Raw genomic sequence first — 22,469 nt, 5'->3', positions numbered from 1 at the left:
ATTTAAGAACGTTTGAAGTCAGGTTGTCTTTTTTCTTTAAAAGCAGTAATTCCTTCATGATGGTCCTCTGTTGTTACCATCGTTCCTTGTGTAATCCTTTCCTGTTCTAATACTTGTTTTAATGATAACTGATAAGATTCGTTAGTAAGTTTTTTAATAAATCCATACGCAATATTTGGCCCAGCACTTAATTTTTCCGCATATTGTTTTACTTCATCTTCAAAGTGACCTTTTTTGTAAATATGGTTTACGATGCCAAATTCGTATGCTTTTTCAACTGTTAATGGCTCTGCGCTAAATAATAGTTCCTTCGCACGTTGCAATCCAACTAATCGAGGTAGAAAATAAGAGCCGCCGCCATCCGAAATTAAGCCTACTTTAGAAAAACTTAAAATAAATTTAGTTTCTTCTTCAGCTAAGATTAAATCACATGCTAGTGCTAGATTAAACCCAGCTCCTGCCGCATATCCATGTACGGCTGCAATGATTGGTTTCTCTACAGATTGTATTAAAAGAATAAGCTCATTCAAATTACCAATATGTTCATAAGTAGCTAGAGGCGACCTTGAACCCATCCTTTTTACATCTCCACCAGAACTGAAAGCTCTTCCTGCACCCTTCAATACAATAACACGAATATCTTTATCTGCTTTCGCTTGTTGTAGTGCTGACTTTAACCCTTGAATTAGCTCAGGGCTAAATGAATTTAATGCCTCAGGTCGATTTAATGTTAATTCCATTACACCATTCTCAATTTTCATTAGTAAATGACTCATTGTTTTCGATGTCATATCTTCACCTCATTTTTTTATTAAACGCCGATTACGCCTTCATCCGTTACAATAGGTGCAACGGCAAAAATATCTTTTTGAGCTGCGAACGCTACTTCTGTCTTCATACCGTGATTTGCAATCATTTTACCTACACGTGAAGCCATTAATAATTCTGTTCCTTTTTCTTTTGCACCCAAATAAAACTGATGGGCACATAGTGCTGTATCTGACATTTCCCAAGCTTTATGACTGCTAGTTATTAAACAATCGATGTAATAACCGACTCCATAAAAGTCCTCGACATTAAATGCACCAGAAGATCCCGAACAAACAAGTACTACCGTCTCATCAAGATGTTCGTTACAAACTGCCTTAGCAGAATGTTTGGCATTTAAAAGGGATGCTATATACACTTTCTTTGCATTAAGTGCATGTTTGATGGCCACTGTTCCATTGGTGGTTGTTAAGATGATATCCTTACCTAATACAGTTTTAGATAACCTTTCTGGATGGGGCGATTCAAAACCGTCTATCGTTAGCCCGTTATATTCTCCAACTAACACATATGTTCCTTTTTCACGAATACTTGCTTCATATAATGCATCCTCTTGATTCGCTACTGGTATAACCGCCTTTGCCCCGTGTTGAATCGCAGTTGTTATAACTGATGTGGCCATCAAAATATCAAAAACAACGACCACCTTCTGCCCATTTAATTTCTCTTTATCGATTTCTTCTTTTTTCATGACTACATGAAGTTTCACCATATCAATAACCTCACAATTTTCTTCTAGATGTCTTTACAGCATGTTGTATTAAGTTATTTACATATAAGTTTAGATTAGAAAAGCGCTCGTCTTTTGTTTGTCCGCGCTTCCAACGATAATAAATTTGCTGACATATAACGGCGAGTTTGAAGTAAGCAAATGTTAAATAATAATGAATTTGACTGACATCTGTCCCACTTTTTAGAGCATATGCTTGAATAAACTCTTCTCTTGTGAAGAAGCCAGGCTTTGTTGTCACCGACTCGTTTCCTAGACCTCTCTTCAATAGATCGGAATCACCTTTTTCATGCCAGTAGCTTAAGGCAACACCTAGATCCGCTAATGGGTCACCAACAGTTGACATTTCCCAATCAAAGACACCGATTAATCTTGTTAACTGTTGATTGAACATACTGTTATTTAACTTGAAATCATAATGGATAATCGTTGTTTTTTCGGAATGTGGGAGATGGGACTCTAACCAATTTGTAAGTTCATCAATCCCAAGAATTTCATCTGTTTTACTACGATGATATCGGCTTATCCATCCATCTACTTGCCTTTGCATGAACCCAGCTGGTCTCGTCATATCTTTTAGTTTGGTCTTCTGATAATTGATATCATGTAATTGTACAAGAGCGTTTACCATCAATTGTGATATCCTTTGACCGACATCATAAGCACTGTCACCATCAGGAATAGTGAGGGAATCGTCTATCACCACCCCTTTTTTTCTTTCCATAATAAAGAACGGTGCACCTAAAAGTTCTTTATCACTGTAAATAAAAGGCTTTGGTGCTTGATTGAAAAAAGGGTGGATCTCCTGTAGTACTTTATATTCCCTCTCCATATCATGCGCTTTAGGTGCTACTGGTCCCATAGGCGGTCTTCTTAACACAGCCTCCCAGTTGCCAACTTTTAATTGATAGGTTAGATTTGATTTACCTGCACTAAATTGGGAGATTTCTAATGGTTTGTTAGGTATTTCATCTATGTTTGCTTTTAAATATTGTTCTAAGCGATGAACATCCAGCCCTTCACCTTCTCGAATGGGAATTGTATCAGATGTCATTGAACACCCTCCTCTGTTGTACTTAGTAATGCGAGAGGCTGATATTTTTCTAAGTTATTCCTTAAATGTTCTGGAATCAAAATAGAATGATCATCTATGAAGTTATAACACACAGTGACACAACTTGCTTTAGCCACCAATTTCCCATCCATCTTTCTTGTCAACAAATGCTGTAATTCAAAGCTTTTACGGCCAATATTGCTAACCTCAGTTGTCACAACTAGTTCCTCACCTGCGAAAGCTGGGGCAACATAATCACAATGAATAGAAGCCAAAATCATGCTACTTTGTTTATTTCTATTAGGTAGGATCTCATAAAATAATTTCGTTCTTGCCTCTTCAAAATAAAGAAAATAACTTGTATTATTGACATGGCCAACAGCATCGGTTTCACTAAACCGTACATACACCTCTATTTGATGTTTTTTATGCATCATCAAATCCCCTCTTTAACAGGCACTTCTTCAATACCCTTTAAAATGATTTCTGTATAAAATCGTGCTAATTCCTTATCCGTTAGTTCACCATCTGTTCGAAACCAATAATAGCTATAATTCGTCATTCCTAAAAATCCGAATGCAAGAATATCCGTACGAATATGATTACTAAATTCTTTTGTCTTTTTACCTTCATCAATAATCTTTTCAAAATTTAATCGATATTCTTTTCTCTTTAATTTAATTTGTTTGACATGATCTTCATGTAAATGCCTTAACTCCCGGTGCACAATTCGTGCTTCTTTGCCCTGGGTGTCAATCTTACTTAATGTTAAATAAATGTTTTCGTAGAGCTTTTCTTTATTACTTAATGTTTGATTTTGTAAGATTTCCTCTTGTTCTTGTAATAAACCTTCGATGTATTCTAAATGGATATCCCTTAATACTTCCTGCTTACTGTTGAAATAATAATAAAAAGTACCTTTTGTCACATCGAGTTGATCCACAATATCTTGAATGGTCGTTTCTTTAAAGCCTTTATCATCAAACAAATCGATGCTTTTCTTTAAAATTTGATTTTTCACTAAAAGCCCTCCTGACTATGACTATGCCTATTCTTAGACTAGTTCTCTTTCAATGAGAAGGGCAATCCCTTGACCTCCACCAATACAAGCGGTAATTAAAGCCGTCTGGCTCAGTGACCGTTGCAATTCATACACTGCTTTCGTAACAAGTATGGCACCTGTTGCGCCTAATGGATGACCATGAGCAATCGCTCCGCCATTCACATTCAACTTTTCAGGATTGAATGATAACTCCCTGTCACAAGCAATGACTTGTGCAGCAAATGCTTCATTTAATTCAATTAAATCAATATCTTCAAGTGTTTTGCCAGTTTTCTTTAATAGTTTTCTAACAGCAGGTACAGGACCTATTCCCATAATATTAGGGTCAACACCAGCGACAGTTGATTCTTTTATGACGGCTAATGGACGTAAACCGAGTGAATTCGCTTTTTCTCTCGACATGATAACAAGCGCCGAAGCGGCATCATTTAAGCCTGAACTGTTACCGGCTGTCACACTGCCAGCTTGCTTAAATGCAGGTTTAAGTTTAGCTAACCCCTCTATATTCGTTTGTGGTCTTGGGTGTTCATCCTCATTAAAAGTAATCGGCTCACCTTTTCTAATAGGAATCTTTATCGGAACAATTTGTTCATTAAAACGGCCTTCTGCCATCGCCTTAGCCATTCTTGCTTGACTACGATTGGCATATTCATCTTGCTCTTGACGAGAAATATCATATTTTTCTACTAAATTTTCTGCTGTTATCCCCATAGGTGGATCTCCAACTTCATCAGGTGAAAGTCGTGATTTTCTAAATTGAGGGGGTCTTGGACTATACGGCTGATCAGCCCTATCCATCAAGTAAGGTGCCCTCGACATACTTTCTACTCCACCTGCAATATAGACATCTCCCTCACCCGCTTTAATCATTGCTGCAGCAAGTGCAACAGCATTCATACCTGATCCGCATTGGCGGTCTATTGTTAAGCCAGGTAGATTAAGAGAAAGACCTGATTGAAGACTTGATAATCTAGCAATATTTCCTCCACCACTTAGCACATTACCAAAAATCACATCATCAATCTCTCCCACATTCACTTGCGCCCGCTCTACTGCTGCCTTAATAACTTCGCCACCAAATACGTGAGCTGGAACGGAGGCAAGAGCACCTCCCTGCCTACCAATCGCTGTGCGTACAGCTGAAACGATTACTGCTTCTCTATTACCCATTTCATCCATCCCCTTCTCTTTACATTGCCGTTGTTCCACCATCTACAGCAATTGTTTCACCAGTAATGAAATTGGACGCACCACTGGCTAAAAATAAAGCCACTCCTTTTAAATCCGAGTCGGAACCAAATTTCCTAAGTGGTGTCCTTTGCAAGAAGCGATCGCTGTTTCTTTCAATAAGAACCTTGGACATTTTTGTTGGGAAAAACCCAGGTGCAATCGCATTGACATGAATGCCTCTCGGTCCCCATTTCACAGCCAAATCTTTTGTAAAAGAAATGACACCACCTTTACTTGAGTTATATCCAATTGCGTCCATTAACTCTGGATTTGACCCCTTAAGTCCAGCAACAGAAGCTATATTAATGATTTTCCCTTGTTTTTCAACCAGCATTGCTTTACCAACAGCTTGTGACATTAGAAATGTGCCTACAACATTTACATTGACCACTTTTTGAAAGGCTTCTAGAGGCATTTCTTCTACTGGAGCCCCCCATGTTGCCCCACTATTATTGACAAGAATATCAATCTTTCCAAAACGCTGAATCGTTTCGTCGACGACTGTTTGCACTTCTTCTGGATTAGTAATATCACATTTAAAAGTCAGTACTTCAACACCAAGTTCTTTTAAACGATCGGCCACTTCATCACAATTCTCTTTTTTCCTGGAACATAACACGATGTTTGCTCCAGCTTCGGCAAACCCTTCAGCAATTTGTTCACCTAATCCTCTTCCGCCCCCAGTGACAATAGCTGTTTTCCCAGATAGATCGAACAGTTCTTTTACATGCATTATTGGACCCCCTGTGCTACTTTTTTATATTTTTTTAACTCTTGTCTTGCAATCGCTCTTTTATGGACTTCATCTGGACCGTCTGCTAACCGTAATGTTCGAATATTCGCCCAACTTGCAGCAAGCGGTGTATCTTGACTTACTCCTTTTGCACCTAGTGCTTGAATGGCGTGATCAATCACTTGAAGTGCCACATTTGGTGCGACTACCTTAATCATGGCAATCTCTGTTTTGGCAGCTTTATTTCCAACAGTGTCCATCATATAAGCAGCTTTCAACGTAAGTAAACGAGATTGTTCTATATTCATTCTAGCTTCGGCAATCCATTCTTGAATAACACCTTGTTCTGCTAATGTTTTGCCAAAGGCAATGCGCTCTTGGACACGCTCACAAAGAATGGATAATGCTCTTTCCGCTGCCCCAATCGTTCTCATGCAATGATGAATGCGCCCTGGTCCTAATCTGCCTTGTGCAATTTCAAAGCCTCTTCCTTCACCTAGTAGCATATTACTAGCAGGGACTCTTACATTGTTATATTCAATTTCTGCATGACCATGAGGAGCATGATCGTAACCAAACACATTTAATGTACGTTTGATTTTTACACCTGGTGTATCAAGTGGGACTAATATCATCGATTGTTGTTTATGTTTTTCTGCGTTTGGATCGTTTTTACCCATGACAATGGCAATTTTACATCTAGGATCACCTGCCCCTGATGACCACCACTTTGTTCCATTAATGACATACTCATCTCCATCACGAATAATGCTGGATTCGATATTGGTCGCATCAGATGAGGCCACATTCGGTTCAGTCATGGAAAAACAAGAGCGTATTTCACCGTTTAGTAATGGTTTTAGCCACTTTTCCTTCTGTTCATCCGTTCCGTAGCGTACTAATACTTCCATATTACCTGTATCTGGCGCTGCACAGTTAAATACTTCAGGTCCTATAGATGACCTCCCCATTAACTCACATAATGGAGCGTATTCGATATTGCTTAAACCTGCACCATCTTCGCTATCCGGTAAGAATAAATTCCATAATCCTTCTGCTTTTGCTTTTGCTTTTAGTTCCTCCATAATGGATGGATGGGTACTAAATCGATTCTCCTTACTTATTTGCTCCATATAGGTTTTCTCATTTGGAAAAACATATTGGTCCATAAAATCACTAATTTTTTCTTGTAAACGCTTTACTTTATCCGAATATTCAAAATTCATTACACGCACCTCCTCTTATCCATTTGTTTTAACAAACGTGACATCACCTTTTAAGACTGCTTTCCCTGCTTGATTGACTGCTTTCACCTCAAATGCGATTTCCTGCTCCTCTTCAGTAGTCACTGTAGCAACCAGTGTAATCACATCATCAATAAAGACCATACCTGAAAAACGAATGCGATAATCCTTTATAAATCCTTCTTCATAATATGGTGTGAATAATTTGGCCAAATTACCCATTGTCCACATGCCATGAGCGATAATTCCAGGAAGTCCCGTTTTCTTTGCTTCCTCATCAACTGTATGAATGGGGTTAAAATCTCCAGATGCACCTGAATACTTTATTAAGTCCATTCTCGATACAGGCGCTAAGGTTTCTGACAATGTTTTTCCTTTTTCTAAAGTCAAGATATTACTCATACACTCATCGCCTTTCTCACAGCTTCTGTAATGATGGTAATGGCTTCTTCTTTAAAAATGAGCTTCCCATCCTTATCTTCTCCATACTTCACTACGGAAAGAAAACCCATTAAACCATTGTTCCCTTTCTTTTCATAATAATCCTTTACTTCGGTCCAAACATAAACATCTTCTCCAACGAGGAGAGGTCTTTCATAATGGAACCTTTGCTCACCATGAATCAAACCTTTCTTAGGGAGCTGTAACTCTTCAATTGTGCCTGATTCAAACACACGTGGAAAAGTAGGTGGCGCAATATTTGTGCCATACTTACTTCTCTTTCCATATTCTTCGTCAATAAAAATGGGATGAGGGTCGCCAATCGATTGCGCGAACCGTTTGACTAACCCACGTTCAACAGTATTCTTCACCTTACCTGATACTTTGCCAATCACATCCGTGTACATCCTGTGTATCAACTCCTTTTTTAATTTTTTGGACCGCCCGCAACATAGATAACTTGACCGTTCACAAATGATGATTTCTCATCTGCAAAGAAAGCAACTGTATTGGCGATATCCTCAGGTTTTCCGCTTCTCGCAACCGGTATAGCCGCAATCGCTCCTTTTATAAAGTCTGCAAAAGGTACCCCTACTCTTTCTGCTGTAGCCTTTGTCATCTCTGTTTCAATGAAACCAGGTGCGACACTATTTGCTGTGATACCATAGCGTCCAAGTTCAATGGCTAAAGTTTTTGTTAACCCTTGTAAACCAGCTTTTGCTGTTGCATAGTTAGCCTGACCTCTATTACCGAGAGCAGAAGTAGAAGAAATACTAATGATTCTGCCATAGTTTTGCTTGACCATATATTTTTGTGCGGCACGCGATGCATTAAAGGATCCCTTCAGATGTACATCCATTACTAATTGCCAATCATCGTCCGTCATTTTAAACAGTAAATTATCGCGGATGATACCAGCGTTATTAACTAAAATATCAAGTGTACCAAACTGTTGCACAACTTCCTCCATTGCTGTTTCTACTTCGCCTGCTTCCACAACATTCGCTTTTTTCACGAAGATATGATAGCCCTTTTCCTTGAATTCTGCGGCTGTTTCTGCTAATGCCTCCTCATTGATATCAATAATAGCAATATTTGCCCCCTCTTGTGCGAAGAGCTCAGCGACGCCTTTACCAATTCCTCGGCTTCCACCAGTAATAAATGCAGTTTTCCCTGTGAATCTTGTCATTTTCATATGCCCCCTGTATCATTCCTTTATATTTGTTGTCCGATTTTCACATGCCCCTTCAGTAAGTTTCTTGAGATAATCATACGTTGGATTTCATCTGTGCCATCATATATTCTCCAAAGTCTTGCCTCGCGGTACCATCTCTCAATCGGAAGCTCTCTTGTATACCCCATGCCCCCATGAATTTGTAATACGCGGTCAACGACTCTGTTCCCCATATTAGACCCATAAAGTTTTGCCATTGATGCATAGTGTCGATTATCTTCCCCTTGATCCAAAGTAAATGCAGCATTTAAAGCTAGCCACTTAGCTGCCTCAATTTCAACGGCTGAATCGGCAATTTGCCATTGAATTGCCTGTCTCTCAGCAATTGGTTTGCCAAAAGTTTCTCGTTCTTTTGCATAATCTAATGCCATTTGCAATAGTCTCTCTGCTGCTCCAACTGCTCTTGCTCCTACTATCCAACGAGCAAATCCAATCCATTCAAGGCCAAGTTTATAACCACCATGCAATTCACCTAGTATATTCTTCTCTGGCACTCGTACATTATCAAATACAAGTCCAGCTGGTCCCCATTCACCCATCGTATGGATAAATTCTGATTTCCAGCCCATTTCGCGGTCAGCGATAAAACAAGTGACACCATCTCTACCCTTTGTTTTCTTATGTAGCTCCTTATCCGTTATCGCGATGACCATAACAAAATCTGCTTCATTACCACCAGTAATGAAAGTTTTCTCACCATTTAGAACCCACTCATCTCCATCTTTCACTGCTGTCATGCGAATATTTTGCGTATCAGATCCTGCTCCAGGTTCAGTCATAGCGAAACAAGATTTTTTCTCACCATTTATCGTCGGAATTAAATAATTTTGTTTTTGTTCTTCATTAGCATAATAAAGAATGTTGTCAGCAGATCCACCAAAACTAAATGGCACAAACGTTTTAGCTACTTCAATACAAACAATGGCTTGCATCATTTGTCCCAAATCAGCTCCACCGTATTCCTCAGGTGTGTTAATTCCCCAAAAACCTGCTTCCTTTGCTTTTAACTGTAGTTTCTTCTGCACTTCTTTAGAAAGACTTGGTTTTCCTTCTCGTTCATTCTTTAACACTTCATTTTCTAACGGAATTAATTCTTTCTCCACAAACTTTCTAATGGTTTGTTGTACCATTTTTTGTTCTTCTGTTAACCGTAAATCCATTCTTTTCACCTCTATCTATTTATTTATACTAACTAGTTAGTATGTTAGAACTTTTTTACATACTAACCGGTTAGTTTTTTCACATTATTAATAACAACATGATCAATTTTGTTTTACTCTTGCCTGTTGCGAAGCATAGAGTAGCCACCTCTAAATGACATTATGAATGTATTCATTTTACAACTGGCTTAGAACAATGATGTTAAATTTCTTTGAACGTAATAGTTAGGAAACGCTTTCATTTCATTGATAAAAACGTTTGGCAGAGGTAGTAATGGAACTAAAAACATAGAAGTGTCTACAGCCAAACCACGCAGTAATTTTGCAAAGTTCTTAGTAGTTGAATGGAAATGTATCATGGAGTAATAAAAACATCAAATATTATCTGACTAGTCAGTATGTTTTTAATATTCATTATAATATCAGAGATTGTTTCTCTTGCCAAGACTAAACCGATGATTTTTTGATTTTTTCTTGATTGCCATTAATGATCGAAGTAACAATATGAAGGGTATCCCATTCACCATTTGATAACGCAATCATTTGATAGTGCTTTGGAAAAAGTAATTGTTGAATCTCTAAAACACTTTTTCCTTCAAGATACAATTGCATGATTTCACCACTGAGATTCTCTAAATAATTCAATTTCGCTTGCAATTGTTCTTTACCATGAGGAAAATACCCTGAATGAGAACAAAACATTGCCTCAAAATCATAAGTTAACAATTTTTTTATTGATTGTATAATTTCCGGAATGGATTCTGTATCCATCGCAATCTTTGTATGAGGCTGAACATATAAATCACCTGTAAACATTATCCCTTTATTGCGGCAAAATAGAGCAACATGGTCATCCGCATGACCGGGTGTCTCTATTACCTCCCAATCAAGCTGTCTTGACGAAACTTTTTGCGATAACGGATAGGCAGGAAACGCTTTTCTTGCTCCCCATGTTTTTTGCCTATACAAGGGGTACGGCGCCTCTTCAGAACAAATCTCTACCCCTAACCGATGACAAAAAATAGGAATTTGTTGTTTAGCAAACCACGAGGCATTGCCAGAATGATCTTCATGACTATGTGTTAAAACGACCTGATCAACAAAATAGGATTGATAAAATTGAGTGAAGGCAGATGACATCGAATACGGCCCAGTATCAATCACCAAACCGTCGATAATAAAAGAGAATATTTTTCTTGAAATTTTACTATTCTTCAATAAATTTCCTTCGGCGCAAATCACACCTTCATGTTTATAAGGTTTCAGCATATCCGTAGTCCTTTCTTTTTTCTTTTTCGTCCCAAAATTTCAAAATACTATATAAAAACATAATCGTTGGCACTTCTATTTTTGTTTCATGGGCAAGTTTAAGAACATACCCACACATCGATTCGTATTCCATGGCCTTACCATTTAACCGGTCTTGTAGCATAGATGTCTGATGTTCTTTGGCATAGGTCGCTTTTTTAAAAATAGACTGAATCACTTTTTCTTTATCAAATGGATAACCTTGTCTTGCTGCCACAGAAACGGCTTCTGCCGCCACGTTTTTCGCCAAAGCACTTAATTCCACACTTTCTAATATTTCGCCAATTGTTGCTTTTGTAATAGCCGACAACGGATTAAAGGTAATATTCCAAAGAAGCTTTTTCCACTTATGGTTAAGGATTTCTTCTGTGAATTTTGCACTTATTCCTGCTCTTTGAAATAAATCAACTATTTTTCTCGCTTGATTGCTATCTTCTTTTTGTAATGCACCTATTAATAATTGATGTGATCCCGATTCTTTCACAATGCCTGGTTCAGTTATACTTGCTTGCACATAAGTCGCACAAGAAAAAATTTTATTATTCGTTAGACTTCGTGCCAATACTTCTTCATTATCCACCCCATTTTGCATCGTTACAATCATTGTCTCATCTTTAATAACACCCTTAAGGCTATCAGCTAACTTTTTCGTATCAGTAGACTTTACACAAAATAGAAGGATGTCTACTGAAGCTAACGCATGTATGTCATTAGTGAAAATCGTATGTTCATTATTTAAGTTAAGGATAGGATATTGCTCACTAACTACTTTTATGCCCCTCTCTTGCAATCTAGTTAAATGCTTACCTCTGGCTAGAAAGGTCACTTCATGATGAGCATTTGCAAGTAATGCCCCAAACAAACTTCCAACTGCTCCTGCCCCGGCCACACCTATTTTCATACTTCTACCTCCCCATCATGAATTAAATGGTAATCAACCTTCTTAGATCCTTCCCATAACACTGTTTCCTTAGTAAGGAGTGAAACCGCTTTAGAAAAAATCGGTCCATCATAAACAAAGCTATGATATTCTCCTGCTTCTCCCATCGGACAGACTTCTTCTAACTTAATCTTCTGAAAAAACTCATCATCTATCTCTCTGCCTAGCCAACTATCAGATAAACAATCCGGACGGACTCTTATCACTTTAGCTCTATAACCACGCTGAATAAACGATTTTAGAAGTGCATCTACTTCTTCTTTTTTTCTCCATAATGGATAAATAGCCTGTAACCCGACTGTTGAAGCAAGCTTCTCTCCCCAATCTTTATGGGGCGTAAAATAAATGTCCCCAAATGCAATTGCCTCTAAATCATATTTTATCTTCATTTGCTTTAATTCTTCTACAAATCTATCTGTATAGTTATCTATGTCTGTGTCAATAAAATGGATAGGTATACCTAATGATTCACTTTGTTTTACTAACAGATTTGTTTTTTCTCCATGACCATATGTCCTTTTTGCAGATGGTTGTTTTGTTGTAATCAATACTTCAACACTTATTCCATTAGCCAATAAGTAGTCTAATGCCAAACAAGCGTCCTTCCCCCCACTCCATGATAAAGCCGTTTTTCCCATATAATCCCCCTTTCAATAAACTGAATATTCTTATAACACATCATACTCCTTTCACTCTTAGGTAGCAAATAAAACTGTTTGCAGAAAAGTCGTATGCAAACATGGCAATTTGCTGTTATTCATCAGAAGACATCTCCTCCCCTTTTTCTGTAAAATAACGTTGAAAAGAATAGCGAAAAATAACTACAACATAAAGACAAGTGAATGCAAAAAGGAGCAGACTCAATGTAATGATAATATTTTTTAATGGAATGAGATGAGTCATTAGTATAATGATACTTAAATATCCTACTTGAAGCATACTTTGCAGCAATTGAAAGATACTTGTTACTCTGCCCATCATTTCTACCGGGATATTATTTTGGTAAAAAGTTAAGGCTCCAGCATTTAAGAAACTATTAAAAAAACCTAATAGAATAAAACTGCTCATCACAGCCGTAAATGATGAGGATAATGAGTAGATAACATATCCGATAGCCATCATGAACATTCCACAAGTAATCATTGATCGGATTGTTAGTCTATTTGCCATTATGGTTAATACTAAAGCGCCACCAACCGATCCTATACCTGTAATACTCAAAAGAAAGCTATAATCAGTCTCAGAAAGGCCGACTACTGTTTGAATAAAAGCGACCTCTTGCGCATCCATAACATAGGCAATGATTACCAGAAATAAACAACCTAAGTAGACAAAGCTGACATATTTCTCTTTTTTTAAGAAGGTAAAAACCATGGTAAAATCTCCTTTTACTCTGTTAACTGTTAATCGAGGGACCTCCATCTTCTTCTTATCAACATCAGGTAGAAAGCAAATAAAGAGGGCTGCAATGACAAAAAACAAACTAGTTAATAAAAGAGTCACCTCAACGGTTGTCAACAAGATAAATACACCAGCTATCGCTGGCCCAATTATAAAAGCACTAGATGATGTGACCGAACGGAATGTATTGAACTTTTTTCTTTTCTCAAAGGGGACTATCATCGTTGTATAGGTTACTGACGCAGGGACAAAAAATGATTGCGCCACACTTAAAGCAATTAAAATAAGATACAAGTAGGTTATATTCGTTGCGAAGAACATGGTTACAATTAATAAAGCACGTAAAACATAAGTAATCATCACGATTTTCTTTTTACTACGATAATCTATAAAACTACCTGTCCACAACTTTGTCATCATGTTGATTATTGGTGAAATCATCCATAGACCAGCGACAGCCGCTGCTGAACCATCTGTTATTTTGTACACCAATACATTAATGGCTGCTAAATATACAAAACTACCAATATGGGCACTAGAAAGTGAGATAAATAAAATGATGGGGTTTTTCCATTCTTTCAAATTATGTAATGATATCAATTGTCGCGCAAATCTCCTTTTTCACTAGAATTTAGGATCTTTGTTATTTACAAATGATACCATAAATATCCTCAACAAAATAAAAAGGTTAATAATTATCTAAATTTTTTTACATTTCATTTTGACATTTTAAATAATACTGTAAAAATCCACATGTATGAAAAGAGGGAAAGGAATTGCTCAAGGATTCCATATCTGTTGTGTAGCGAAAAAAGTGGACAGAACTACAATTGACTGAGGATGTGGGTGTGAACCGACAAACGAGTGGCGCTCCAAAAAAGATACACCCCTTCCTTAATTAGTGTGTTAAGAAGTCGCAATTGCTTAAAGGAGATCACAGAAACTTTTCATTATAAGGGGGGGAATTATTCAGTATCACATCGTTTTCTACCACAAAGAATGTTTATTTTATGTAATTGTCATATTTTTATTGTATGTATAGCTTCCCTCGCACTAGTAAAGAGAAGATAGCAAACAATTGAAAGGGAGGTTGCTGTTCCATCTTTCTATTTTTTCACGTTTACATATCTCCTTCTGTTACCGTTTTAATATACCTATCATACGCTTGAAAAATAACCCAAAAAGGTTATGCTCTTTATGAAATATTGCATGTCCTACTAGCTTTCATTTAAGATAGTAGAGAATGTACATATATTGCAAAAGAAAGGGTTTTCCAATTGAGTTCAACATTCTTTATTTTCTTACCAGCTCTAATCTTTTTTATTCTCTATATTGTGATGGTGTTTGTTCTTAATAAATACTCTAGTAGTAAAATAGCAACTATTGCCTTTACAATTATCGGCTTATTAATCTTCATTTACATTTTATTTTTCATTTTCACCTTTGTCCTTTAAAAAAATATTTCCATAATGCGAAGAAAAACAGGTGCAAATCACATTCGGTTTGCACCCTTTTTTATTGTAGCTGTTCTTAACTAGCATCACCTAACAAGAATAATTTTCTTATTCTAAATTGTTCGTGTCATAAACACACTATTGGGATCTTCCTTATAGTGTTCAAATGGTTGGCAATATTGAAACCCTCTACTTTCGTACAATTTTCTAGCTGGTTCGAAAGATTCCATCGAACCTGTTTCTAAACTTAAACGTAAGTACCCCCGCTCCTTTGCTTCATGAAGCAAATGATCTAATAGTTTTCCTGCTACCCCTTTTCGTAAAGCGTTTTTTGCTGTTCTCATCGATTTGATCTCACCATGTTGGTTGTCTAGCTCTTTTAATGCCGCACAACCAACGAGCAAACCAGATTCCCAGCAGCTCCAAACGGTCACAGAAGGATGTTTTAAACCATTTAAATTTAGAGCATGTGTACTTTCAGGAGGTGATTGACTGCTCATATCCGCTAAATGTTCCATTATCAATTGTTGAATATCTGTACCTGATAAATCATCGATCATCAATTCCATCATCTATTGTCCCCTTGAATTCTTTTTCTATTATTATATTGTTTTGAACTATTAAGTTTCAATATCTACTTTCCGAAAGATGATTTGATAGCTAAAAGCGAGTACGAGTATACATGCAAGCATAAAGTAGACGCGTTCATACTGAATATATAGTGGCAATTCCTCCTGAAGATTCATTAATAATCCACATATTGTCACTCCAATTCCTCCACCAATAAATTGAAGTAGTTGTAACAGACCCATACCTGCACTGTTCAATTCTGCTGATAATAGATAGGCTGTTTCATTGGCAACGCTGCTATTTAGCATAGAAAAACCGATACTTGCAAAAATGTAAGCACCCATAATAAAGTACGAATTGTACGCTTGTAAAAAAGCAAACAGTAAGGAGGCGATCAGTAATGTTAATTGGCCAAGAGAAATAAAACGCTTGCTTCCATATAAATCTATCAACTTACCAATATAGGGTCCAGCAAACATAGCGATGATGGCACCGGGAAATATCAATAGGCCCATAATAATTGGGTCTCTATGATGCAAATTCCCTAAAATAAGTGGCATCATAAATAAATTTGAAAAATGGAAAATAAAACCTGATAAACCAATGACTAATAATCGTATATAGTGTTTATTGAATAGTAATTGCGGAAATATAAATGGGTGATTCTGCTTCATCAAATAGAACATTGTAAGGATTGCTAAACCTACAAATACTGCGCCGAATAAATAAGATGTTTGCGAGATAGTTAAAAGGGCGGCAATAGTTGTACAACTAGTAAGTAAGCAACCAAATATATCAAAGCTCCCTTCCCTTCTTTCATTTTCCGGAGACAGTTGCATTAGTATAGGCAAAAAGACAAGAACCATTAGCGGTATTAGAAATAAGTAATTCCAACCAAAGAATTGTGTTGCCACCCCACCTACTACTGGACCTAAACCAAAACCTAATGCTGCACCTGAACCAATCATGGCAATTGATTTTGCTCTTTCTGATATCGGCACATATCTACTAGCAATGATCATAGATAATCCTGGAACAGCCCCAGCACCCACCGCTTGTAAGATTCGTGAACATAAAAGGATAATAAAATTTTCAGCAAAAAATCCAACCAACGAAGAGCTTATAAATATACTAAGTCCAATAAGGAGCAATTTTTTTATAGAAATATAATCGGATAATCGACTAAATGTGAGTGTAAAAATGGCAAAAGCGATGGAGTATCCAGAAACCATCCACGAACCGATAATCGGGGTAATATGTAAGTTTGTTATTATATTGGGCAAGGCTATATTAAACATTGTTGTGTTCATAACGACAAACCAGCTACAAAAACAGAGTGCTAAAATTAACTTTTTATATTGTGGGTTTTCTTGCTTATGAGCGCTCGTTCGAGTGAAGGATGCAACGGCCATGCCTTTTCACCTCCTTTTAATTATTTTCTGATTATTAATAATTATACAATAATTAAACTTTGATTCCTATTATTCCGCTTTTCGAAAGAAAACATTAAACAATTTTTGCTGGGGTCTTGTTAGGAGTTTTTGAACCTAATTCACTCAGGCTAGCCTTGTTTGTTGGCACAGCTTTCATTTCTATCTTTCGTTCGGAGTAAAGGTCAAACATCATATGCTCCCCTTTTTCACCTTTTGTGCTTCTGAGTGAAGCACTTACTTTTTTACCTTGCTCTTATCTGTCTGTTGCTTTCGCACAAGTATTTTCTTTTTGTGAAAAAGTGACTATAGACAAACACTTCTATTCGCCCGAAAATTCCTAATAATAGTGAATAATCGCTCGAAAAAAATCATTCGAAACGAAGTGATGTCGTTTCTACATAATCCAAACCTTTTTTGTTACGTAAAAAGGACTCCCTTATCAATGAAGAGAGTCCAAAATTACTTAGGCTGTAAAAATAAACTTGGTTGTACTGCCCCCTTTAGATGACTCTACCTCTAGGCGTGCATCCATTCTTTCTTTTAACTCGGGCACGTGGGAAATAATGCCCACTAATCTTCCGCTACTCTGTATTTCGATGAGTGATTCAATGGCTTGTTCTAATGATTCAGGATCAAGTGTACCGAAACCTTCATCTATGAACATGGTTTCCATCGAAACGCCACCTGCATGTGATTGAACCACATCAGCAAGACCTAATGCAAGGGCAAGAGAAGCCTTGAAACTCTCCCCACCTGATAATGTTTTAACATGTCTTTCCTGTCCTGTGTACTGGTCAAATACAAGTAGTTCTAATCCACTTTGTACATTTCCTTTGGAACGATCTGTTTTTCTCGTTAATTCATATCTTCCGTTCGTCATTTTATATAAACGTACATTGGCTTGAATAAGGATATCATCTAAGAAAGCCGCTAAAACAAACCGTTCGAACGTCAATCTATACGTATTTTGCCCTTTCGAAATATCGGATAAATGACCAATGAGGCGATAACGTTCTTCTAAATCGGCAATTTCTTCATGAAGACTTTCTAAACGTGTATATGCCTTTTCATTATCTCTTTTCTTATACATAAGTTGATTGTATTGCTCATTTTCAAATTGCATCTTATTAGCGAGTTCATTTATTTTCAATTCAATTTGCTCTAGATCTGGTTTCATTATATCTCTTAATTGTTTCGTCAACTCATTTAAGCGGTCATTAACAGAACGAAATTCTTCACGATACGAACGTATCTCTTGAGCGATTTGTTCCCTAAGCTCTTCTGAAATTTGCGCATTGGCATATTCACTATAACTTTGAAAGCCTTGCTCCTGCATTCGATTAACAAAGTCCGTTCTTTCCTGATGTAATTGTCCTTGTAAATGGTCATGTTGTTGGGTGAATGTTTCATAACGCGATTTCAAAATGGTTAATTGTTTAGCCACTTTATCTTTCTGTTCTTCTGCCAACTTTAATTGGTCTTTTAATGTCTGCAATTTGTCCTGTTTATTTTGCAAAGCCATTTTGTATTGCGGTAAAGAACGTAAATCCTCTGGAATAATCTTAATCAATCTTTGCAGCGAGGTATGATGCTTTATATATTCATTGTTTAAATCAACAACAGATTGCTTAAGCGTATCTGTTTTTTCTGCATACTGACTTACCTCTTCTTCTAACAAAATGATTTTTTCTTGACATTGCTTTAGCTTTGATTTTTCTTTTTCTAGTTGATTTTTCTGTTGCCTTTTTTTTCTTTCGTTTTCTTCCACTTCTGCTAAAACTTCTTTTGCATTATCTAATGTTAAATGATGTAGATGCTCTGATTGTATTTCTGTTAATAGTTTCGCAATTGATTTTTCGATATGTTGTAATTTAGATTGTACTAGGTAGAAAGCTTGCTCTGCCGCTATTTTTTCCTTTTCAACGACTAATACTTGATGTTTAGCTGCGTTTAAATCCTCCTCAGTTGGAATGGTTTCATGACCATTAGCAATTGATGGATGATGAATTGAACCACAAACAAGACATGGTTCACCTTGTTGAAGCTGCCTTGCTAGAATACTTGCTTGTCCTTCTATCCACTTCTTCTCGAGTTCGTGCTGAAGTGATTTACTATCATTCAAGCGCGCAATTGCATTCTGCAGATATTTATCTTTCTCTTCATAAGATTGCTTTTCAATAACTAATTCTTGCTCTGAGTGTATAAGTGATTGTAATTGTTTGATTTCATATTTGTGTTGATGAAGTTGTTGTTCTATTGATAGCATATGTTCTTGATTTTTCTCAAGCTCTTGCTTTTCTTCTTTTACTTTTTTTAATTCTTGCTGTAAATGATGAAGTTTTTGTTGGCTTTTATCAATCTCTTTCTTTTTACTAGTCATTGCATGATCTAATAATGAAACCTTTTTCTCTGTGTCAGCAAAGATGTGGATATCATCGTGTAAATTTTTTAATGACAACCACTCTGATTCTACTAATTCTCTTTCTTTCTCCCGAAGCAATTCCATCTCTAATGCTTTATTTGCATGTAATAGCCGTTCCTTTTGGATTTTTTCTTCACTTTGGACTGATTGCATTTGCTCGGAAATATGATTCATTTCTTTTTTTAAACGGTGGCAATTTTGTTCCTGTTCGAATAAGACAGCTGCTTTGTACGCCGATGATAAATCTTTCTCTTTCTTCGCTATTATTTCCTCAGTATCTTTTAGCTGTTCATACCTTTCAGTTAATCTTTCCTTTAATGTGAATTGTTCAATAATCCGGTTTCCTTCTATTTTCTTTTGCTGAAATTCTAAACTTCTCTTTTCAAGCTCTTTTATTTTTTTTGACCAGTCAATTATTTTTTCTTCCATTTGTGCTAATTCTTCTGATAAAAGTTTTACAAACTGATGATGATTGATAGACTCAAGCTTATCCTCTTCTAGTACGCTCTGTAACTCCTGATTCATAACAGCATGAATTTGCTGCGCGATTCTCTGCTTTTGCTCAAATTTCACTTCCACATTTTTGCGCAGTTCAGCTGCTTCATCTTTTAATCTTTCTTCTATTCTTTTATATACCTCTGTATGAAATAGTTTTTGCAGTATGACTTCCTTTTCTTTACTATCTGAAGTGAGTAATTTACGAAACTCTCCTTGTGGAATCATCAGTATTTGCCTGAATTGGTTGCTATCAATAAGCATGATTTCTTTAATCTTTTCATCTACATCTCGAACATTCGCAGCTAATTGTTGCTTTGTACCATCATTAGAAATCGAATATAATTCGGCCTTTGCACCAAGGGTTGTGAAGCCGTCCCCTCTCGTTTTTTTCTTCAATTGCTGAGGAGAGCGAACAATATAGAATCGTTTCTCTTTAATTGTGAATGTGAGCGATACTTCCGTTATTAACTCTTCTTCTGCAAACTGACTACGTAAGTCTGCACCCATTCGATCTTCCCCACTCGCCTTCCCATAAATGGCAAATGTTATCCCGTCAAAAATAGTTGTTTTTCCCGCTCCTGTTTTTCCGGATATAACAAACATTGAACGACCACCTAATTGAGTAAAATCAATCATTTCTTTACCGGCATATGGTCCAAACGCTTGCATTGTTAATAACAGTGGTTTCATTGGCCAACTCCCTCCCTTCTCATTTTTTCTATTACATCAACAATAATATTTTGCTTATCATCAGTGAATTCAGCTGTTGTTACTTCTTGATAAAAATGCGAAAATAGTTCAAGTTCACTTTTTCTCTCATCAGTTAAAACATTTAATTTCGTCTTCTTTTTCATATCTTGCAAAGTACGCTTTCGTTCTAAATGAAGAATATTAGGGTAAATTTGTCTTAATTTATTGATGGGGTCAATCAACGCGCCTTCATCCAATAGGGTTACTTTTATATAATCATCCTTCTTCTGCTCGCTATAAAAACGCTCGTCTAATAACTCGTCTAAATAGCCCTCAATTTCCCTCATATCTCGGAGCGGCATTAAACTTTTTCTCTCTAATTGAAAAGTACCATTATCATTCATCTCAATAATTGAAACCGATTTTTGTTGTTTTGCCTCTGAGAAAGAATACTTCATCAAAGATCCCGCATATTTAATTTTGTTATGAGATATCGCATCTGGACTATGTAAATGACCAAGAGCTGTATAATCAAATAAATCGAAGTTACGGGCACTTACACAGCCCGAACCACCTACAGATAATATTCGCTCTGAATCTGTCGTTTCTCCCCCAAGTACAAATGCATGACCGACGAGCACATTTGGCTCATTATGGTTCATCTTCTTTTCTATTTTTTCGATAATCGCTTTCATTGCCTCTTCATGTGAGATAATCCGATCATCATTGAAAGCATATTTTACTAGACCTGGTTCAGCAAAGGGAACAAGATGGAAATTCACTCCCTTAATATTTACACTGTCAACCGTGTCTTTCAGCTTTCCCGCTAAGTAAAAATCACTTTGTTGATACCACGAACTGCCAAATGATAATCGTTCTGCACTATCATGGTTTCCACCAATTGCCACAATGGGGACACCTAATTTTACATTGATTGTGAATAATACTTCATTTAATAATTCTACCGCAGCAACGGGCGGGACAGATCGGTCATAAAGGTCACCTGCTATAACTAAACAATCTGGTTGTTCCTCCTCAACAAGCTTAACTAATTGCTTTAGCATATATGATTGATCCTCTGTCATATAAACCCCATGAACAAGCTTTCCTAAATGCCAATCAGCTGTATGAATAAATTTCACTTATTTTCCCTCTCTTCTATGTATCTTTGTTTGCCTACTTTAACCTTTTATAAAAATGAGGCAAATCTGCCTTCATATTGCTTTTCTTCCACATTGTGAAAACATCTACTGATGTTATCTTATCTTCAATAACCATATATCTTAATAAAGTCGTACTTTCATAGCAAGCGAATGCTGCGGCACATAGGTAATCCTTACATCCCATATCTGCAATCAATCATACAGTATCGATTCGTAAGGTCTTATTGTTAGTAATGACGAAGCCTTCCTTTTCCCATAATCGAACCATTAACTCTGTAACCAATTTTCTCACCATATTATCACAAATAATCTACTATAATTACAAGCTATATCTTAATAACATTTTCTTCATACAAAGATTAATATATTCCATTTCATTTTTTGAATATTTTTAAATAAAAACAAATAAAGGAGTGAGCATAATAATTTATTAAGGAAAAAGATGGGCTAGAACGGACAATAACGCAATGATTGGAAGGATCATCAGATTATCATATAAAAGGTGTACTGCTTGTTAGGGAGTGAACGGGGATGATTATTGGTTCATCATAGTGATTGAGTAATCATCTCGATGATTACTCCTACCGAGTGCAAAAAATGAACCGTGTACGTCAAAATCAACCAATTGTTATACATATGAAAGATTCCAAAAATGAAGAAGCAATGATGATATGAGGGCAAAACCTTGCAAGCATGTGACTCAAGAGATTATTAATGAAAGTGGGCAAGTACGAAGTCAGCAGGTAATACTTTACAAATGTTTTTTAAAATATATTGAAGCATCATTCCTCCTATTCCTTTAAAATGACTGATTTTGATGAGATGTTTCGTAAGTGGGTTCAGCATCTCATTAAGTGAAAAGATCAACTATTA

The 22,469-nt window shown here is 36.6% G+C and carries 20 protein-coding genes; all 20 read right to left on the bottom strand.

Annotation, left to right across the window (positions count from 1 at the left end):
* Positions 1-2: 2 nt before the first annotated feature.
* The 20 genes from LCM23_RS07120 to LCM23_RS07025 all read right to left on the bottom strand — a co-directional run bounded on the left by LCM23_RS07120 (position 3) and on the right by LCM23_RS07025 (position 21,575).
* Entirely contained in the window at positions 3-791 is a 789-nt protein-coding gene (locus tag LCM23_RS07120; protein ID WP_224936309.1) for an enoyl-CoA hydratase/isomerase family protein, read from the bottom strand.
* A gap of 20 nt (positions 792-811) precedes the next feature.
* Entirely contained in the window at positions 812-1,540 is a 729-nt protein-coding gene (locus LCM23_RS07115; RefSeq protein ID WP_224936308.1) for a 2-phosphosulfolactate phosphatase, read from the bottom strand.
* Positions 1,541-1,550: 10 nt separating this feature from the next.
* Entirely contained in the window at positions 1,551-2,612 is a 1,062-nt protein-coding gene (locus LCM23_RS07110; protein WP_224936307.1) for a phosphotransferase family protein, read from the bottom strand.
* Entirely contained in the window at positions 2,609-3,046 is a 438-nt protein-coding gene (locus tag LCM23_RS07105) for an acyl-CoA thioesterase (RefSeq protein ID WP_224936306.1), read from the bottom strand. The genes LCM23_RS07110 and LCM23_RS07105 overlap by 4 nt, the downstream gene beginning before the upstream one ends.
* Before the next feature lie 2 nt (positions 3,047-3,048).
* Positions 3,049-3,633 carry a TetR/AcrR family transcriptional regulator gene (locus LCM23_RS07100; RefSeq protein ID WP_224936305.1) on the bottom strand — a complete coding sequence of 195 codons (585 nt, stop codon included), beginning with the start codon at positions 3,631-3,633 and terminating at the stop codon, positions 3,049-3,051.
* A 33-nt stretch (positions 3,634-3,666) separates the two neighbouring features.
* Positions 3,667-4,845: a thiolase family protein gene (locus LCM23_RS07095; protein WP_224936304.1), complete on the bottom strand. Its 1,179-nt coding sequence runs from the start codon at positions 4,843-4,845 to the stop codon at positions 3,667-3,669.
* 19 nt (positions 4,846-4,864) lie between these two features.
* On the bottom strand, positions 4,865-5,638 hold the full coding sequence (locus tag LCM23_RS07090) for an SDR family oxidoreductase (protein WP_224936303.1): 774 nt from the start codon (positions 5,636-5,638) through the stop codon (positions 4,865-4,867).
* Positions 5,638-6,864, bottom strand: coding sequence for an acyl-CoA dehydrogenase (locus LCM23_RS07085; protein WP_224936302.1), 1,227 nt, complete (start codon positions 6,862-6,864; stop codon positions 5,638-5,640). The genes LCM23_RS07090 and LCM23_RS07085 overlap by 1 nt, the downstream gene beginning before the upstream one ends.
* Positions 6,865-6,879: 15 nt before the next feature.
* Positions 6,880-7,284 carry a MaoC/PaaZ C-terminal domain-containing protein gene (locus tag LCM23_RS07080; RefSeq protein ID WP_224936301.1) on the bottom strand — a complete coding sequence of 135 codons (405 nt, stop codon included), beginning with the start codon at positions 7,282-7,284 and terminating at the stop codon, positions 6,880-6,882.
* The gene (locus LCM23_RS07075) at positions 7,281-7,730 is read right to left on the bottom strand and encodes a MaoC family dehydratase N-terminal domain-containing protein (protein WP_224936300.1); all 450 of its coding nucleotides are present in this window, start codon (positions 7,728-7,730) and stop codon (positions 7,281-7,283) included. Before LCM23_RS07075 ends, LCM23_RS07080 begins: the two co-directional genes overlap by 4 nt.
* A 20-nt stretch (positions 7,731-7,750) precedes the next feature.
* Entirely contained in the window at positions 7,751-8,512 is a 762-nt protein-coding gene (fabG, locus tag LCM23_RS07070; protein ID WP_224936299.1) for a 3-oxoacyl-ACP reductase FabG, read from the bottom strand.
* Positions 8,513-8,538: 26 nt separating this feature from the next.
* Positions 8,539-9,717, bottom strand: a complete 1,179-nt coding sequence (locus LCM23_RS07065) for an acyl-CoA dehydrogenase family protein (protein WP_095373436.1) — start codon at positions 9,715-9,717, stop codon at positions 8,539-8,541.
* Between the two features lie 447 nt (positions 9,718-10,164).
* Positions 10,165-10,986, bottom strand: a complete 822-nt coding sequence (locus LCM23_RS07060; RefSeq protein ID WP_224936298.1) for an MBL fold metallo-hydrolase — start codon at positions 10,984-10,986, stop codon at positions 10,165-10,167.
* Positions 10,970-11,926, bottom strand: a complete 957-nt coding sequence (locus LCM23_RS07055; RefSeq protein WP_224936297.1) for a ketopantoate reductase family protein — start codon at positions 11,924-11,926, stop codon at positions 10,970-10,972. Before LCM23_RS07055 ends, LCM23_RS07060 begins: the two co-directional genes overlap by 17 nt.
* The gene (locus LCM23_RS07050) at positions 11,923-12,603 is read right to left on the bottom strand and encodes a Dph6-related ATP pyrophosphatase (protein ID WP_224936296.1); all 681 of its coding nucleotides are present in this window, start codon (positions 12,601-12,603) and stop codon (positions 11,923-11,925) included. The genes LCM23_RS07055 and LCM23_RS07050 overlap by 4 nt, the downstream gene beginning before the upstream one ends.
* 115 nt (positions 12,604-12,718) lie before the next feature.
* Positions 12,719-13,966 carry an MFS transporter gene (locus tag LCM23_RS07045; protein WP_224936295.1) on the bottom strand — a complete coding sequence of 416 codons (1,248 nt, stop codon included), beginning with the start codon at positions 13,964-13,966 and terminating at the stop codon, positions 12,719-12,721.
* Positions 13,967-14,933: 967 nt separating this feature from the next.
* Entirely contained in the window at positions 14,934-15,389 is a 456-nt protein-coding gene (locus LCM23_RS07040; RefSeq protein WP_224936642.1) for a GNAT family N-acetyltransferase, read from the bottom strand.
* Between the two features lie 51 nt (positions 15,390-15,440).
* Positions 15,441-16,802, bottom strand: a complete 1,362-nt coding sequence (locus LCM23_RS07035; RefSeq protein ID WP_224936294.1) for an MFS transporter — start codon at positions 16,800-16,802, stop codon at positions 15,441-15,443.
* 484 nt (positions 16,803-17,286) lie between these two features.
* Entirely contained in the window at positions 17,287-20,433 is a 3,147-nt protein-coding gene (locus tag LCM23_RS07030; protein WP_224936293.1) for an AAA family ATPase, read from the bottom strand.
* The gene (locus LCM23_RS07025; RefSeq protein ID WP_224936292.1) at positions 20,430-21,575 is read right to left on the bottom strand and encodes an exonuclease SbcCD subunit D; all 1,146 of its coding nucleotides are present in this window, start codon (positions 21,573-21,575) and stop codon (positions 20,430-20,432) included. Before LCM23_RS07025 ends, LCM23_RS07030 begins: the two co-directional genes overlap by 4 nt.
* Between the last annotated feature and the right edge of the window lie 894 nt (positions 21,576-22,469).

It is taken from the genome of Cytobacillus kochii, from assembly GCF_020171845.1.
In the GTDB taxonomy this organism is placed as follows: domain Bacteria; phylum Bacillota; class Bacilli; order Bacillales; family Cytobacillaceae; genus Cytobacillus; species Cytobacillus kochii.
The sequence above is the reverse complement of the archived record's forward strand: the minus strand, read 5'-3'. Positions and strand labels throughout refer to the sequence as shown.